General features: G+C 71.7%; 14 protein-coding genes. 5 read left to right on the forward strand and 9 right to left on the reverse strand.

All coding sequences use genetic code 11. The features are described from left to right. Positions 1 to 98 precede the first annotated feature (98 nt). Complete coding sequence (locus OH804_RS14220; RefSeq protein WP_406065639.1) at positions 99 to 2,393, forward strand: ATP-binding cassette domain-containing protein; 2,295 nt, start codon at positions 99 to 101, stop codon at positions 2,391 to 2,393. A 62-nt stretch (positions 2,394 to 2,455) separates the two neighbouring features. On the opposite strand, the gene OH804_RS14225 is transcribed toward OH804_RS14220, so the two are convergent. From OH804_RS14225 to OH804_RS14245, 5 genes are all read right to left on the reverse strand, one after another. Further along, positions 2,456 to 2,875, reverse strand: coding sequence for a protein-tyrosine phosphatase family protein (locus tag OH804_RS14225; protein WP_406065641.1), 420 nt, complete (start codon positions 2,873 to 2,875; stop codon positions 2,456 to 2,458). 487 nt (positions 2,876 to 3,362) lie between these two features. Beyond that, positions 3,363 to 3,926 (reverse strand): hypothetical protein, encoded by a 564-nt coding sequence (locus OH804_RS14230; protein WP_406065643.1) that lies wholly within the window; start codon positions 3,924 to 3,926, stop codon positions 3,363 to 3,365. 595 nt (positions 3,927 to 4,521) lie between these two features. Next, positions 4,522 to 5,166, reverse strand: a complete 645-nt coding sequence (locus OH804_RS14235) for a response regulator transcription factor (protein ID WP_196922655.1) — start codon at positions 5,164 to 5,166, stop codon at positions 4,522 to 4,524. Further along, the gene (locus tag OH804_RS14240; protein WP_406065645.1) at positions 5,157 to 6,326 is read right to left on the reverse strand and encodes a sensor histidine kinase; all 1,170 of its coding nucleotides are present in this window, start codon (positions 6,324 to 6,326) and stop codon (positions 5,157 to 5,159) included. Before OH804_RS14240 ends, OH804_RS14235 begins: the two co-directional genes overlap by 10 nt. Before the next feature lie 111 nt (positions 6,327 to 6,437). Continuing rightward, complete coding sequence (locus OH804_RS14245) at positions 6,438 to 7,220, reverse strand: DedA family protein (RefSeq protein WP_196922654.1); 783 nt, start codon at positions 7,218 to 7,220, stop codon at positions 6,438 to 6,440. On the opposite strand from OH804_RS14245, the gene OH804_RS14250 reads away from it, so the two are divergent. The 4 genes from OH804_RS14250 to OH804_RS14265 all read left to right on the forward strand — a co-directional run bounded on the left by OH804_RS14250 (position 7,219) and on the right by OH804_RS14265 (position 9,903). After that, positions 7,219 to 8,001, forward strand: coding sequence for a carbon-nitrogen hydrolase family protein (locus OH804_RS14250; protein WP_406065647.1), 783 nt, complete (start codon positions 7,219 to 7,221; stop codon positions 7,999 to 8,001). The genes OH804_RS14245 and OH804_RS14250 overlap by 2 nt on opposite strands. Before the next feature lie 65 nt (positions 8,002 to 8,066). Beyond that, positions 8,067 to 8,870, forward strand: a complete 804-nt coding sequence (locus OH804_RS14255; protein WP_406065649.1) for an alpha/beta fold hydrolase — start codon at positions 8,067 to 8,069, stop codon at positions 8,868 to 8,870. A 46-nt stretch (positions 8,871 to 8,916) separates the two neighbouring features. Further along, entirely contained in the window at positions 8,917 to 9,357 is a 441-nt protein-coding gene (locus OH804_RS14260) for a VOC family protein (protein WP_406065651.1), read from the forward strand. Positions 9,358 to 9,402: 45 nt separating this feature from the next. After that, positions 9,403 to 9,903, forward strand: coding sequence for a DinB family protein (locus tag OH804_RS14265; protein WP_196922650.1), 501 nt, complete (start codon positions 9,403 to 9,405; stop codon positions 9,901 to 9,903). Positions 9,904 to 9,947: 44 nt separating this feature from the next. On the opposite strand, the gene OH804_RS14270 is transcribed toward OH804_RS14265, so the two are convergent. From OH804_RS14270 to OH804_RS14285, 4 genes are all read right to left on the reverse strand, one after another. Then, a complete protein-coding gene (locus tag OH804_RS14270) occupies positions 9,948 to 10,589 on the reverse strand; it encodes a histidine phosphatase family protein (RefSeq protein ID WP_196922649.1) in 642 nt (213 codons plus the stop codon). Positions 10,590 to 10,622: 33 nt separating this feature from the next. Continuing rightward, positions 10,623 to 12,080 (reverse strand): serine/threonine-protein kinase, encoded by a 1,458-nt coding sequence (locus tag OH804_RS14275; RefSeq protein ID WP_406065653.1) that lies wholly within the window; start codon positions 12,078 to 12,080, stop codon positions 10,623 to 10,625. A 98-nt stretch (positions 12,081 to 12,178) separates the two neighbouring features. Continuing rightward, positions 12,179 to 12,382 (reverse strand): hypothetical protein, encoded by a 204-nt coding sequence (locus tag OH804_RS14280; protein WP_231392625.1) that lies wholly within the window; start codon positions 12,380 to 12,382, stop codon positions 12,179 to 12,181. Between the two features lie 2 nt (positions 12,383 to 12,384). Then, positions 12,385 to 13,428 (reverse strand): LacI family DNA-binding transcriptional regulator, encoded by a 1,044-nt coding sequence (locus OH804_RS14285; protein ID WP_307788677.1) that lies wholly within the window; start codon positions 13,426 to 13,428, stop codon positions 12,385 to 12,387. Between the last annotated feature and the right edge of the window lie 50 nt (positions 13,429 to 13,478).

Below are 13,478 nucleotides of genomic sequence, written 5' to 3' on the forward strand. Positions count from 1 at the left end.
GGATCTCGGCGAAAGTCTCTACATGGGGATGAATGAGACAATGGAACCCGCCAGTGCTCGGCGGGCGAAGTCCCGCCACGATTCCGTGAAGGGTTCGCATGTCGCAGCCAGCATGGTCCGCCGCCGACAGCCACGACATGATCGAGGTACGCGGAGCGCGGGAGAACAATCTCGCCAACGTCTCGGTCGACATCCCCAAACGCCGGTTGACCGTCTTCACCGGTGTCTCCGGGTCGGGCAAGTCGTCGCTGGTCTTCGGCACCATCGCCGCCGAGTCCCAGCGCATGATCAACGAGACCTACAGCGCGTTCCTCCAGTCGTTCATGCCGAACCTCAACCGGCCGGACGTCGACTCGTTGCGCAACCTCAGCGCGGCCATCGTCGTCGACCAGGAGCGGATGGGGGTCAACTCCCGCTCCACCGTCGGCACCGCCACCGACGCGTACGCCATGCTGCGGATCCTCTTCAGCCGACTGGGTCAGCCGTCCATCGGCGGCGCCGGGGCGTTCAGCTTCAACCTGCCCGAGGGCATGTGCCCCACCTGCGAAGGGCTGGGCCGGGTCTCCGACCTCGACGTCAACGAACTGGTGGACGTCGAGCGCTCCCTCAACGACGGCGCGATCACGGTGCCCAACTTCGCCGTCGGCTCCTGGTACTGGCAGACCATCGTCGGCTCCGGCCTGTTCGACCCGGACGTCAAACTCCAGGACTTCACCCCGCAACAGTGGGAGGACTTCCTGCACAAACCGCCCACGAAGATCAAGGTGGGCAGCAACAACTGGACCTACGAAGGCCTGGCGGTCAAGGTCAAGCGGCTCCTGCTGGCCAAGGACCGCGAGTCGATGCAACCGCACATCCGCGCCTTCGTCGACCGGGCCGTCACCTTCACCAGCTGCGGCGACTGCGGCGGCACCCGACTCAACGCGGCGGCCCTGTCGTCGCGGATCGCCGGGCACACCATCGCCGACTGCTCGGCCATGCAGATCAGCGACCTGGCGACCTTCGTCCAGGGCATCCACGACCCCGGGGCCGCGCCGCTCGTCGCCAACCTTCGCGACCTGCTGGACTCCCTGGTCGAGATCGGCCTGGGCTACCTCAGCCTGGACCGTGAGTCGGCGACCCTCTCCGGCGGCGAGGCGCAACGGGTGAAGATGGTCCGGCACCTCGGCTCCAGCCTCTCCGACGTCACGTACGTCTTCGACGAACCCACAGTCGGCCTGCACCCGCACGACATCGCCCGGATGAACGACCTGCTGCTGCGGCTGCGCGACAAGGGCAACACAGTGCTGGTGGTCGAACACAAGCCGGAGACCATCGCCATCGCCGACCACGTCGTCGACCTCGGACCGGGCGCCGGCACCGACGGCGGTCGGATCTGCTTCACCGGCGACATCCCCGGCCTGCGCCGCTCCGACACCCTCACCGGGCGACACCTGGACCACCGGGTGACAGTGCGCGACGCGGTACGCCAGCCCACCGGGCAACTCGCCATCCGCCAGGCCGACCTGCACAACCTTCGCGACGTGGACGTGGACATCCCCCTCGGGGTGCTCACCGTGGTCACCGGCGTGGCCGGTTCCGGCAAGAGCTCACTGATCCACGGCTCGCTGCGCGGCCGGTCCGGGGTCGTCATCGTCGACCAGTCCCCGATCCGTGGCTCCCGACGCAGCAACCCGGCCACCTACAGCGGGCTGCTCGACCCGATCCGCACCGCCTTCGCCAAGGCCAACGGGGTCAAGGCCGCGCTGTTCAGCGCCAACTCCGAGGGCGCCTGCCCGGCCTGCAAGGGGATCGGGCTCATCTACACCGACCTGGCGATGATGGCCGGCGTCGCCAGCGTCTGCGAACGCTGCGAAGGGCGACGCTTCACCGACGAGGTGCTCACCTACACGCTGCGCGGCAAGAACATCAGCGAGGTGCTGGCCATGTCCGTCACCGAGGCGTACGCGTTCTTCCCTGGCGGTCCGGCGCACCTCATCCTCGGCCGGCTGGTCGACGTCGGGCTTGGCTACCTCAGCCTCGGCCAGCCACTGACCACCCTGTCCGGCGGGGAGCGGCAACGACTCAAACTCGCCATCCACCTGGCCGAGAAGACCACCACGTACGTCCTGGACGAGCCGACCACCGGCCTGCACCTGGCCGACGTGGACCAACTCCTGGCCCTCCTCGACCGGATGGTCGACGCCGGAAACACGGTGATCGTCATCGAGCACCACCAGGCGGTCATGGCACACGCCGACTGGCTCATCGACCTCGGCCCCGGCGCCGGCCACGACGGCGGCCGCATCGTCTTCACCGGCACACCAGCCGAGCTGGTCGCCACCGGCGACACCCTCACCGCCACCCACCTCCGCGAGTACGTCACCGACCCGGCGGTGGTCGACCACGGCTGACACCGAGGCCAGCGTGCGTCGCCACGGGCGGGCCGACACGAGCGGCGGTGGTCCGGCGGCGGTCAGGTGACGCGGCGCAACCAGCGCCGCTGCCAGGGGGTCTCCACCGCCTTCGGGTGGTAGCCGGCCCGAACCCACGGCACCGCCCGCTCCACCGGCAGACCGTCGAGGATCGCCAGCGCGGCCAGGGCCGTTCCGGTGCGACCCACCCCACCCCGACAGGCCACCTCGACGCGTTCCCCGTCGTGCGCGCGCCGCAGCGCCTCCCGCAGGGCGTCGAGGGCGTCGGCGCGGTCGAGCGGCACCCAGAAGTCGGGCCACCGGATCCGCCGGTGCGGCCAGGCCGGGTCCGGACCAGGGGCCAGCAGCACGGCGAAGTCGGCGGGCGAGGTCGCGGCAGCGACGCGGCGTCCGCGCACCGTCGCCCCACTGGGGAGTACGAGTACGCCCGGCTGCTCGGACCACGGCTGTGCGTCAGTCACCCGCACATTGTGCCGCTGTTCCGCCCACGGACAGGTACAGACAGCGCCGCCCCCGGCCGGTGGGCCGGGGGCGGCGCTGGTGTCGGTGTGCAGGTCGCCTCTCGGCGAGTGGCACGACGCGGCTCCAGCCGAACGGTATTCCGCGAAGGCGATATTAGGTGAGGCCCGGGGACACTGAGTCACACCGACACTGTCCACAACCAGCCTTGCCCCGGCGTTGTTCCCGCACCCGCCACGCCACCCAGCCGACCAGACCGTTTGCCCGTCGGCGTCGGCGTGCACGGCATCCGCTGTTGGCGGCCCGCGCCATGTGCCCGCTGCACCGACGTGGAAACGCCGCTGGCCGGCACCCCGGGTTGCGGGTGCCGGCCAGCGGTCGGTGTTCTGCTGTTCTGCTGTTCTGCTGTTCTGCTGTTCTGCTGTTCTGCTGTTCTGCTGTTCTGCTGTTCTGCTGTTCTGCGGTGGTGCGGTGGTGCTGTGGTGTGGGTCAGCTGTTCCAGTGCTGGGCGACCAGGTCGGTGGCCTGCTGCTCCCACTGGGCGTAGGCGTCCGGGTAGGCGGAGACCTGGACGGTCTGCGCGGCGTCGGTCAGGGCCATGTCCTGCCACCCGTCGACCTGCTTCAGACCCTTGAGGAACGCGGTCGTCGAGTACTCCGGGTCGGTGATCTGTTCCGGGGTGCCCCAACCACTGGAGGGGCGCTGCTGGAACAGGCCCAGCGAGTCGTGGTCGTTCATGTCGCCGAGGTGGCCGAGGTTCTCCAGCTTCGACTCCTGCAGGCTCGTCGCGATCGAGATCACCGCGGCCCGCTCGGGGAGGCCGGCCTTCTTCGTGGCGGCGATGATGGCCTTGACGTTGGCGGTCTGCTCGTCGTTGAGGCTGATGTGGGACTGGTCGCCCTGCGGCTTCGGCGCGTTGGTCTGCACGGCCACGGCGACGGGCTTGGCATCGACCGGGGTGGCGGCGTGGGCGGCGATCGGACCGGCGAACACACCACCGGCGAACGCGAGACCAGCAACAGACAGCATGCTCTTACGGAAGATCGTGTTCATGGGGGTAGCTCCTTCGGGGGTAGGAACACCCGAACCACCAAGGGGGAACAGCGGCAGGGTGTGAGCACCTCGTCCGGCGCTGCAACAAAACAAAGGGGAAAAGTCTGGGGGGTCGGCGACCTCGCGAGCCGGGGGCTCGTGGCGCCGGGACCCTGTGTAACGACCGGCGGACCGGGGTCATTCCGGGGGTGGCCCATCCATCGGCACCCTCGTGGTGGCGGTGCCTGCGGCCGGTCGTGGGGAGTGTAACGACCGCGCGCGGGTCGGCATTCCAACCCGCCGGACCTGCATCCCAACCCCATACGAGGCGGGCGGCGGGTCGTGGTGCTGCGATCGTCAGGGTATGTAACGACCCCCGCCCGCCCACGATTCCAGCCCACCGGTGCACCCGGTCACAACCCACACCGCCCACCAGCGGCCAAACCGCCCACACGGACACGCGGCCTACGGTGCCAATCCACCCCTCACCGGGGTGATCCACTCGGGTTCACGGAAGTCGGGGCATCCCGGACGCCAGGACACCCCGACATCAAGGAACCCGAGTCGATCATCGCCGGCCCCGCCCGCGCGTGCCCGGCCTTCGATTCTCGGTGGGTCAGGTGCCCAAATAGCGCAGCACCGCGAGGATTCGCCGGCTGTAGCCGGTGGTATGAGCGAGGTCGAGTTTGTCGAAGATGGCGTTGACATGCTTCTCGACCGCGCTCTGCGACACGTGCAGCCGCTGGGCGATGGCGAGATTCGTGTGCCCCTGGGCCATCTCGTGCAGTACGTCCCGTTCCCGGGGTGTGAGCCGACCGAACGGGTCTTGCCGTTCCGAGCCGGCCACCACCTGACGGACCACCTCCGGATCGAGGGCGGTGCCTCCGGCGGCGACCCGGTCGAGGGCGTCGAGGAAGTCGTCCACCTGGGCGACCCGGTCCTTGAGCAGGTAGCCGACCCCCTCGGGGCGGTCTGCGAGCAGCCGCCCCGCGTACCGCCGCTCCACGTACTGGGAGAGTACGAGGACGCCGGTGTCGGGCCACCGACGACGGATCTCCAGGGCGGCCCGCAGCCCATCATCGGTGTGGGTGGGTGGCATCCGGACATCGGTGACGACCACGTCGGGACGGGATCGGCCGACCGCCTCGACGAGCTGGTCAGCGGTCCCGACCGCCGCGAGCACCTCGTGGTCCTCGTCGGCGAGCAACCGCGTCAGGCCCTCCCGGAGCAGCGTCGAGTCTTCGGCGAGGACTAGTCGCACGGCAACTCGGCCAGCACTGTCGTCGGACCGCCGGTCGGGCTGGTCACCAGCAGCCGGCCGTCCAGTGCGGCGACCCGCCGTGCCAGCCCGGACAACCCGCGCCCGGTCGGTTCCGCCCCGCCGACGCCGTCGTCGTGCACGCGCATCCGGATCCACCCATCCTGTACCCCGATATCGACCGTGACCAGGGTAGCGGCGGCGTGTTTCGCGGCGTTGGTGAGCGCCTCGCAGGCCACGAAGTACAGCACCGTCTCGACCTGCCGGTCGGGGCGGACCGGCAGGTCGCAGCGGATCCGCACCGGCACCGCGGCGCCGCGGGCGACGATGGCCAGCACCTCGCCCAGATCATTGCCGTCCAGTGCCGACGGGTAGACCCGCCACGCGACCTCGCGCAACTCCTCGATGGCCCGCTGCACGTCCTCGTGTGCCTGGGTGAGCAGCGCGTGCGTGCGGTCGGCGTCGCGCGCACGCCGGGCCCGGCCGAGCAGCATGCCGAGGGCGACCAGCCGCTGTTGGAGGCCGTCGTGCAGGTCGCGTTCGATGCGCTGCCGTTCGGCGTCGATCGCGGCGATGACCCCGGCCCGACTGGTGGTCAGCTCGTGGACCCGCCGGGTCAGCTCCGCACGACTTCCCTGGCCGAGCAGGCGTCGCGCCAGCCGGATGTCCAGCGCGGCGATGCTGGCTACGGCCTGGACGTTGAGCAGTAGCAGCACCGCCCCCACGGCGATCTGGGACAGGGTGTCGAGCACTGTCAGCTCTCCGCGCACCGCCGCGCTCAGCACGATCCCGGCCAGCACCACGCCGACGCCGAGCACGGCGTACGCCAGCAGGCCGAGTGTGCCGGGTAGCAGTCGGGCGGCCAGGTAGCCGACCTGCCGGCGGGTCGTCACAGCGTTCGGCGCGGGCAGATCCGCTGCGGCGAGCAGCCTGGTGAGGCGGCGATGTTCCATCCGCACCAGGAGCCCTCCGTACCTGCCGGTCAGGGCAGCGACCCGACGGCTGGCCGCGGGCGCGAACACGCGCACGCTGAACGCGGCGGCCGCGACGGCGAGGAAGGCGAGCTCGACGGCGGCCGTCGCGATTCCGATGGCGACGCCGACCGGTAGCCGGAGCCGGCCCCACCACCCGCCGGTTCGCCGTTCCCCCACCACCTCGCCCACCTTTCCGCACCGCGCCTGCTACCCCTTGCCCCGCGTCAGGTGACACGCCCGCAGGCGACCTCGGGTGACGCCTGGGGTGAAGCAGAGCAAAGGAAACCAGAGAGGGGTCGACTAGCGCTCGTCGGAGGCCCACGATCCGCTTCGGTAGAGGGTGCCGCGACCGCCCGGATCGGGCATCGCGTTCAGTGCGCTCTGCTCGGGTTCGGTCGGCTCGGGGTTCCGCGCGGCGCGACGGGCCTTCAACACGCGGGACCCGACGAACCAGGCGGCTGCCGCCACGCAGACCACAATCACCACTTTCTGCAGCGTGCCGACGTACCCCTCGACGAGGTGCCAGTTGTCGCCCAGCAGGTAGCCGGCGAGCACGAAGGTGGTGTTCCAGATCAGGCTGCCCAGCGTGGTGTAGAGCAGGAACGTGGTCACCGGCATCCGCTCCACGCCGGCCGGGATGGAGATCAGGCTCCGGAAGATCGGGATCATCCGGCCGAAGAAGACGGCCTTCACGCCGTGCCGCAGGAACCACGCCTCGGTCCGGTCCACGTCGCTGAGCTTCACCAGTGGGAGTCGGGAGACGATGGCGCGCATCCGGTCGCGCCCCAGCGCCGCGCCGATCAGGTACAGCGCGAGCGCGCCCAGCACCGAACCCAGCGTGGTCCAGAAGATCGCACCGACCAGACTCATCCGACCCTGGGCGGCGACGAAGCCGGCCAGCGGCAGGATCACCTCGCTGGGGATCGGCGGGAAGAGGTTCTCCAACGCCACCGCCAGGCCGGCGCCCGGCCCGCCGAGTCGTTCCACCAGGTCAGTGACGTAGCCGACGATCCCGTCCTGCGGTGGTTCCGCTGCGGCGGCGGGGGTTCCGGTGGCGAACACGGCGTGGGACGTTCGAATCATGCGCCCACGTTACGAAGTCATCCTGAGAGTCGACCATGAGGCCGACCGCCCGGCCGCGCGGGTCGACCACACCGGTGGGGGTGCGGAAAGCCGCACCCCGCTGCGGCTCGCGGTGGTGCAGCCGCCGTGCGTACCCCTGGATGTCGCGGCGAACGCGCGGGCGCACGCCGCCGCGGTCCGCGCGGCGCGCGCCCGGTTGGTGGTCTTTCCGGAGCTGTCGCTGACCGGGTACGAGTTGGAAGCGCCGGTCGTGTCGGTCGACGACCCGCGGTTGGCGCCGCTGGTCGAGGCGTGCGCCGAGACTGGCGCGTTGGCCCTGGCCGGTGCGCCGATCGCGGGCGACCACATCGCGATGCTGGCGGTGACCGGCGGCGGTGCGACGGTGGCGTACCGGAAGATGTGGTTGGGGGACGCGGAGGCCCGTCGCTTCCGGCCCGGCGACGCGCCGGTCGTGCTCGATGTGGACGGTTGGCGGGTGGGGCTGGCGATCTGCAAGGACACCGGCGTGGCCGCGCACGCGGACCGGACGGCCGCGCTCGGGATCGACGTGTACGCGGCGGGCGTCCTGGAGTTGGCGCGCGACGCCGCCGTGGTGGACCAGCGGGCGCACCGGGTCGCCACCACGCACCGGGTCTGGGTGGCGACGGCGAGTTTCGCCGGGTCGACCGGCGGTGGCTACACCGAGGCGGCAGGGCGGTCGGGCGTCTGGACGCCGGACGGCGAGGTGTACGCCCGCGCGGGCACCGACCCGGGCGAGTCGGTCACCGTCAGCGTCGGCTGACTGGGCAGTCGACGTCGGACCCATCCCCTAGCGTGGGGCAGTGTCATCGACACGAGGAGGAGCGCATGGCCGAGGCGGCGACGACCGGCACGGTCCGCTCGGCGGACGGCACCATCATCGCCTACGAGCGCAGCGGCGCCGGTCCCGCGGTGATCCTGGTGGATGCGGCTGGCGGGTTCCGCGAGATGGGCCCGATGAGGTCGCTGGCGGCCCACCTGGCCGAGGAGTTCACTGTGCTGACCTATGACCGGCGGGGCCGGGGGCAGAGCTCCGACACGTCGCCGTACGCGCCGCAGCGGGAGGTGGAGGATCTACGGGCCCTGATCGAGGGCCCGTCCGGCGGTTCGGCAGCCCTCTACGGTTTCTCCTCCGGGGCGGTGCTGGCGCTACTCGCCGCGGCCGGCGGCCTGTCGGTCACCCGGCTGGCCCTGCTGGAGCCGCCGTTCGCGCAGGACGAGCAGTCGACGGACGATCCGGGCCTGGCCGCGGACATCACCGAGCTGGTCGCCGCCGGCCGCCCGGGCGATGCGATGCTGCATTTCCAGCGCAGCATCGGTGTGCCCGCGGAGTTCGTCGACGGGATGCGCGACGGGCCGGGCTGGCCGGCCATGGAGGCCCTGGCGCACACTCTGGTGTACGACCTCACCCTGCTCACGGCCCTACCTGCCGAGGCACTGACCACACTCACGATCCCGACGTTGGTGCTCGACAGCGCGCAGAGCGATGCACGGCTGCACGGCTGGGCACAGGGGGTGGCCGAAGCGTTGCCAGCTGGGCGGCACCGGACGCTGCCCGGCGAGTGGCACGGCGTTTCTGATGAGGTGCTGGCACCGGTGCTCGCCGACCATTTCTCCGGCCGCGCAGACTGAACGGCGACGCCTGGCACCTGTCGTACGTCTCGGGCAGGATCGGCCCATGAGCACCATCCCCTCCCGACTGTCCGTCGTCACAGTGGGAGCACGCGACATCGCCGCGCTGCGCTCGTTCTACCGGTCGTTGGGCTGGCCGGAGCTGCCGGCCAGTGACGACGGCTGGTCGGCCTTCCTGCTCGGTGGTGTGCTGTTGGCGCTCTACCCGCTGCCGGAGTTGGCCGCCGAGGCGGCGCCGGGCGTGCCCGCGCCGGCCGGTGGCTGGTCGGGGGTCACCCTGGCCTGCAACGTCGACAGCCGCGACGAGGTCGACACGGCGTTCGAAGCGGCCGTCGCGGCGGGCGCGACGGTGGTGGCGGAGCCGACCGACCGGTCCTGGGGCGGGCGCTCCGGCTACATCGCCGACCCGGAGGGTAACCGCTGGGAGATCGCGTGGGCGGGCACCGCCCGCTTCGACGAGCGCGGCGCTCTGATCTCCTTCGGCTGAGCAATGGTGTTTGCGCGTCGACGATGACCTTGGAATGCTTCGGGAATGACCTCCTTTCCCCCGACCTTCGCCGATGATGTCGTCGGCCAGCCAGCTCAGGCGCAGTTCGAGGCGTTCATCGACGAGCACCGCAGGGCGCTCAACGGCTACCTGGACGGGCTGACCGAGGAGCAGGCGCGCCGGTCGTTGGTGCCGTCCCGGACCACGCTGCTGGGTCTGGTGAAGCACGCCGCGTTCGTGGAGAAGGTCTGGTTCGACGAGGCCGTCACCTGTCGACCCCGCTCGGAGATCGGCATTCCCGCCACGCCGGACGAGTCGTTCATCCTCGACGACGCCGACACGATCGCCACCGTCCAGCGCGCGCACCGGGAAGCCTGCGAAGCCTCCCGCCGCGCCACGTCCAGCCTGGGCCTCGACGACCTGCTCCGCGGCAACCGGCGCGGGCCGCTGCCGCTGCGCTGGGTCTACCTGCACGTGCTGCGCGAGTTCGCCCAGCACTGCGGGCACGCGGAGATCCTGCGCGAGCAGATCCTGGCCGCCGAATAGCCGCGGCGCCGGGCCTGAGCTGGTCGCGCACGGCATGGCCTGGGTCACCCTCTGGGCCACCCGGCGGTGTCGGCGAAGCGGCGCAGCGTCCAGCGGGCCGGCGGCCAACCGCCCGGGTCGTGGTCGGTGGTCCATTCGGTGATCGAGGCCGGGGGCACGTCCAGGTCGAACGCCCGGAAGACCGGCTGCGCCGCGAGCGCGTGGAACCCGCCCTCGACTGTCTCGCTGTGACCGACCAGGATCACAGTGGAGCCCCGGTGCCGGTGGGCGATCTCCATGATGGCGCGGCTGACGCGGACCACCAGTTCGGCCCAGCTCTCGTTGCCCTCCTCGAATGGTCGGAACACGCCGCCACCTGGCACCGCGTGGTCGGTGCGGAAGAGGGCGGTCGGCAGGCCGTCGGCGTACGGAGGTGTGTGCCAGGTGCAGAGACCACAGTCGGCCACCGGCCGGACGCCCAACGCCGCGCCGATCGGTTGCGCGGTCTCGACCGCCCTGCGCAGCACGGACGAGTAGACCGCCACCGGTCCGTCGGCGGCGACCTCCCCGGTGAGCCGGTTGGCCAGGTTGTGGGCCTGCTCGTGGCCGAGGGCGGTGAGGCCCCGACAGCCACGCGGCCCACCGACGATTCCTTCGAGCTGGTGGACCGACTCGCCGTGTCGCACGAAGATCAGACGTGTCCGCATCGGGACATCATGCCAGCGGTATTGACGGGAGTATCAGTCGTCCGTACGGCCGGTGGAGAAGCTGCCGGCCCGGCTGAGCAGAGCGTCCAGTTTCGCGCCCGTCTGCGCTGGTAGGCGGTCCCGCCGCACCAGCTCGGCGATGTGGTCCCGCAGGTCGGCGACGCGCTTGGCGCGGTCCCGGGTGCGGCGGTCGAGGTCGGCGAGGTCGTCACGCAGATCCTCGGCGGTCCTCGGGTCGACGTCGCCGCGGGCGACGGCGGTGGCCAGGACGGCGGCGAACTCGCTGCTCACCTCCCGGAAGCTGACCGGTATCTGCTGCCCGACGCTCGGGGGCGCGGTGCTGGTGGCAGAGGGCGAGGGAGGTGCGGCCGGCGTCGGCGAGAGTGTCGTGGGCGTGGGCGCCGCCGGGGCGGAGGTCGACGGTGCGTCGGCGACCTCGGCTGGGTCCGGGGTGCCCGGCCTGCCGAGCGGATTCTCCACGAGCAGGGCGCCGACGCCGACCAGTACGGCGAGCACGGCGGCGACGAGCGCGGCGAGAGGCCGACGCGTTCGGCGTCGGGCCGGCGGGGCGGCAACCGGGACGGGGCGGGCGGCCACCGACCTGTCGATCAGGGTGGGCGGGTGGGCGGCTGGCCGGATGCGCAGCAGCTCGGTGGGTGGCTCCACCGGCTGACCGGCGCCGAACCGGCGGGCCAGGTGCGCGGCGCTCGGCCGGTCTGCCGGGTTGGCGGCCAGGCAGGCGACGGTCAGCTCGGCGATGTCGGCGGGGAGGCCGGGCACCCGCAGCGGCGGCACCGGGGTGCCCCGCCGGTGCACCTCCAGCGCGTCCTCCCAGCTCTGCACGGGCAGTGGCGCCCGCCCGGTGAGGGTGCGGTAGAGCAGTGCGCCGAGGGCGTACACGTCGCTCGCCGGGTCGGGCGGGCCTGCGGTCAGCCGTTCCGGGGCGAAGTAGGCGGGGGTGCCCATCAGCGGTTCGCCGGACTGGCTGTCGAGGCCGCCGAGCGCGGCGATGCCGAAGTCGAGCACCTTGGCGCCGGTGTCGGTGAGCATGACGTTGCCGGGCTTGACGTCGCGGTGCACGACGCCGATGCGGTGCGCGGCGGCCAGCGCGGCGGCGATCTGCCCGGCCACCCGGACCGCCTCCGGCCAGGGCAGCGGCCCGGACCGGAGCCGGTCGGCCAGGTTGTGACCGTCGACAAGCTCCATCACCAGGTACGGGACCACGACGCCGCCGGCCAGGGTCGCCTCGGCGTAGTCGTACACCTGGGTGACGTGTGGGTGGGTCAGCCGGGCGGCCGCGCGGGCCTCGCGTTGGATGGTGGCCCGCAGCTGTGGGTCGGTGGCGAACTGCCCGGCGAGCACCTTGATCGCGACCGGCCGTCCGAGCACCTCGTCGTCGCCTCGCCACACCTCGGACATGCCACCGAGACCGATCCGCTCGTGCAGTACGTAGCGGTCGTGGAGGCGGAGAGTGGGCATGAGCGGTGACATGGCTTCACCAGTCTGCCTGGCAACGCCGCCCTCGACCACTCTCCGTGCCCGGCCCCACACTGTTCGTCCCGTGCGTACCGGAATGGGATTGGTGCGGGTCAGGAGCAGCGCGGGGTGCTGGGCAGCGGTCGCGGCTGGATGCGGTCGGCGAGCCGGCGCAGGGCGAGGGCGGTGACCTGCCGGGTCGGGGCGAGCAGGGCCCGGCGGGGGTGTTCGACCTGGACCGGAGCGTCCGGTCGGGCCGAGTTGACGTGCCGGTTCATGGCGTCGAGGGCGGTGATGTATCCGGTGGGAAGTTCCATGGTCAACTCCTCGGGACAGGTCCGGTGGAGCCCCGGACGACGAGTGCGGTGGGCAGCAACACGTGACCGGCCGCGGCGTCCGCGGGCGGGTCGAGCAACAGTTCGGCGGCGATCCGGCCCTTCTCCTCGGCCGGTTGCCGGACGGTGGTGAGGCCGGCCGCGGCGGCCCCGGGGATGTCGTCGAAGCCGGTCACCGAGACGGTGGGACGGTCATGCGCCGGTCGTGCGGCCAGGGCGTCGAGCACGCCGAGCGCGAGGACGTCGGAGCCGGCCAGCACGGCCGTCGGTGGCGCGGGTTGGTCGAACAGCCCGGCGACGACGGTGGCCGCCGCCGGGCGGCTGTTGCCGGGGACGTTGACCACTGTCAGCTCGGCCCAGTCGACGCCGACCTCGGCGAAGGCGTCGGCGAACCCGCTGAGCCGACCTCGGGTGGTCGGATGCGGCACCTGGTCGACCCCGGCCAGGCTGAGCGGGCCGGGCGGCGCGTCCGGCAGCACGGAGTCGGCGAGCAGCGCAACCCGACGGTGCCCGAGCCCGGCGACGTGCGCGGCGACGCTGCGCGCGGCGGCCCGCTCGTCGATGCCGACGAACCGCTCGTCGGCGCCGGCGTCGTCGCGGGCGGCCGTGCTGACGAACGGCAGCCCACGTTGGCGGATCACGTCCAGCGCCCATTCCTCGTCGGCGACGCAGTAGACGCAGAACCCGTCGACGGCGGCGTTCTCCACGGCCCGCCGGGCGTCGGTCACCGCCGGAGGCAGCGGCACCAGCAGCATGCTCGTGCCGTGCCGCTCGGCGGCCGCGCCGACACCGGCGAGGAAGCGGACCGCGAACGGGTCGGTGAAGGCGTACGACAGTTGCGAGGTGAACAGCACTCCGATCGACCCGACGAAGCCCCGGCGCAGGGAGCGCGCGGTGGGGTTGGGGCCGGGGTATCCGAGTTGCCGGGCGGCGTCCAGGATCCGCTCGCGCAGGGCTGCGGAGAGCTGGTCGGGGCGGCTGTAGGCGTTGGACACCGTGCTGCGGGAGACGCCCACGGCGTCGGCCACGGCTTGCAGTGTTGGCTTCACCGGCACCCCTCTGCATCGATTCAGTCTGT

Source organism: Micromonospora sp. NBC_00860 (assembly GCF_045207375.1).
Taxonomy (GTDB): Bacteria; Actinomycetota; Actinomycetes; order Mycobacteriales; family Micromonosporaceae; genus Micromonospora; species Micromonospora vinacea.

Excerpts from the sequence above, each read along its gene's own strand:
- OH804_RS14270 (WP_196922649.1), bottom strand. The coding sequence starts at position 10,589 with ATGCGGACACGTCTGATCTTCGTGCGACACGGCGAGTCGGTCCACCAG.
- OH804_RS14255 (WP_406065649.1), top strand. The coding sequence starts at position 8,067 with ATGGCCGAGGCGGCGACGACCGGCACGGTCCGCTCGGCGGACGGCACC.
- OH804_RS14230 (WP_406065643.1), bottom strand. The coding sequence starts at position 3,926 with ATGAACACGATCTTCCGTAAGAGCATGCTGTCTGTTGCTGGTCTCGCG.
- OH804_RS14275 (WP_406065653.1), bottom strand. The coding sequence starts at position 12,080 with ATGTCACCGCTCATGCCCACTCTCCGCCTCCACGACCGCTACGTACTG.
- OH804_RS14260 (WP_406065651.1), top strand. The coding sequence starts at position 8,917 with ATGAGCACCATCCCCTCCCGACTGTCCGTCGTCACAGTGGGAGCACGC.
- OH804_RS14265 (WP_196922650.1), top strand. The coding sequence starts at position 9,403 with ATGACCTCCTTTCCCCCGACCTTCGCCGATGATGTCGTCGGCCAGCCA.
- OH804_RS14280 (WP_231392625.1), bottom strand. The coding sequence starts at position 12,382 with ATGGAACTTCCCACCGGATACATCACCGCCCTCGACGCCATGAACCGG.
- OH804_RS14220 (WP_406065639.1), top strand. The coding sequence starts at position 99 with ATGTCGCAGCCAGCATGGTCCGCCGCCGACAGCCACGACATGATCGAG.
- OH804_RS14245 (WP_196922654.1), bottom strand. The coding sequence starts at position 7,220 with ATGATTCGAACGTCCCACGCCGTGTTCGCCACCGGAACCCCCGCCGCC.
- OH804_RS14250 (WP_406065647.1), top strand. The coding sequence starts at position 7,219 with ATGCGCCCACGTTACGAAGTCATCCTGAGAGTCGACCATGAGGCCGAC.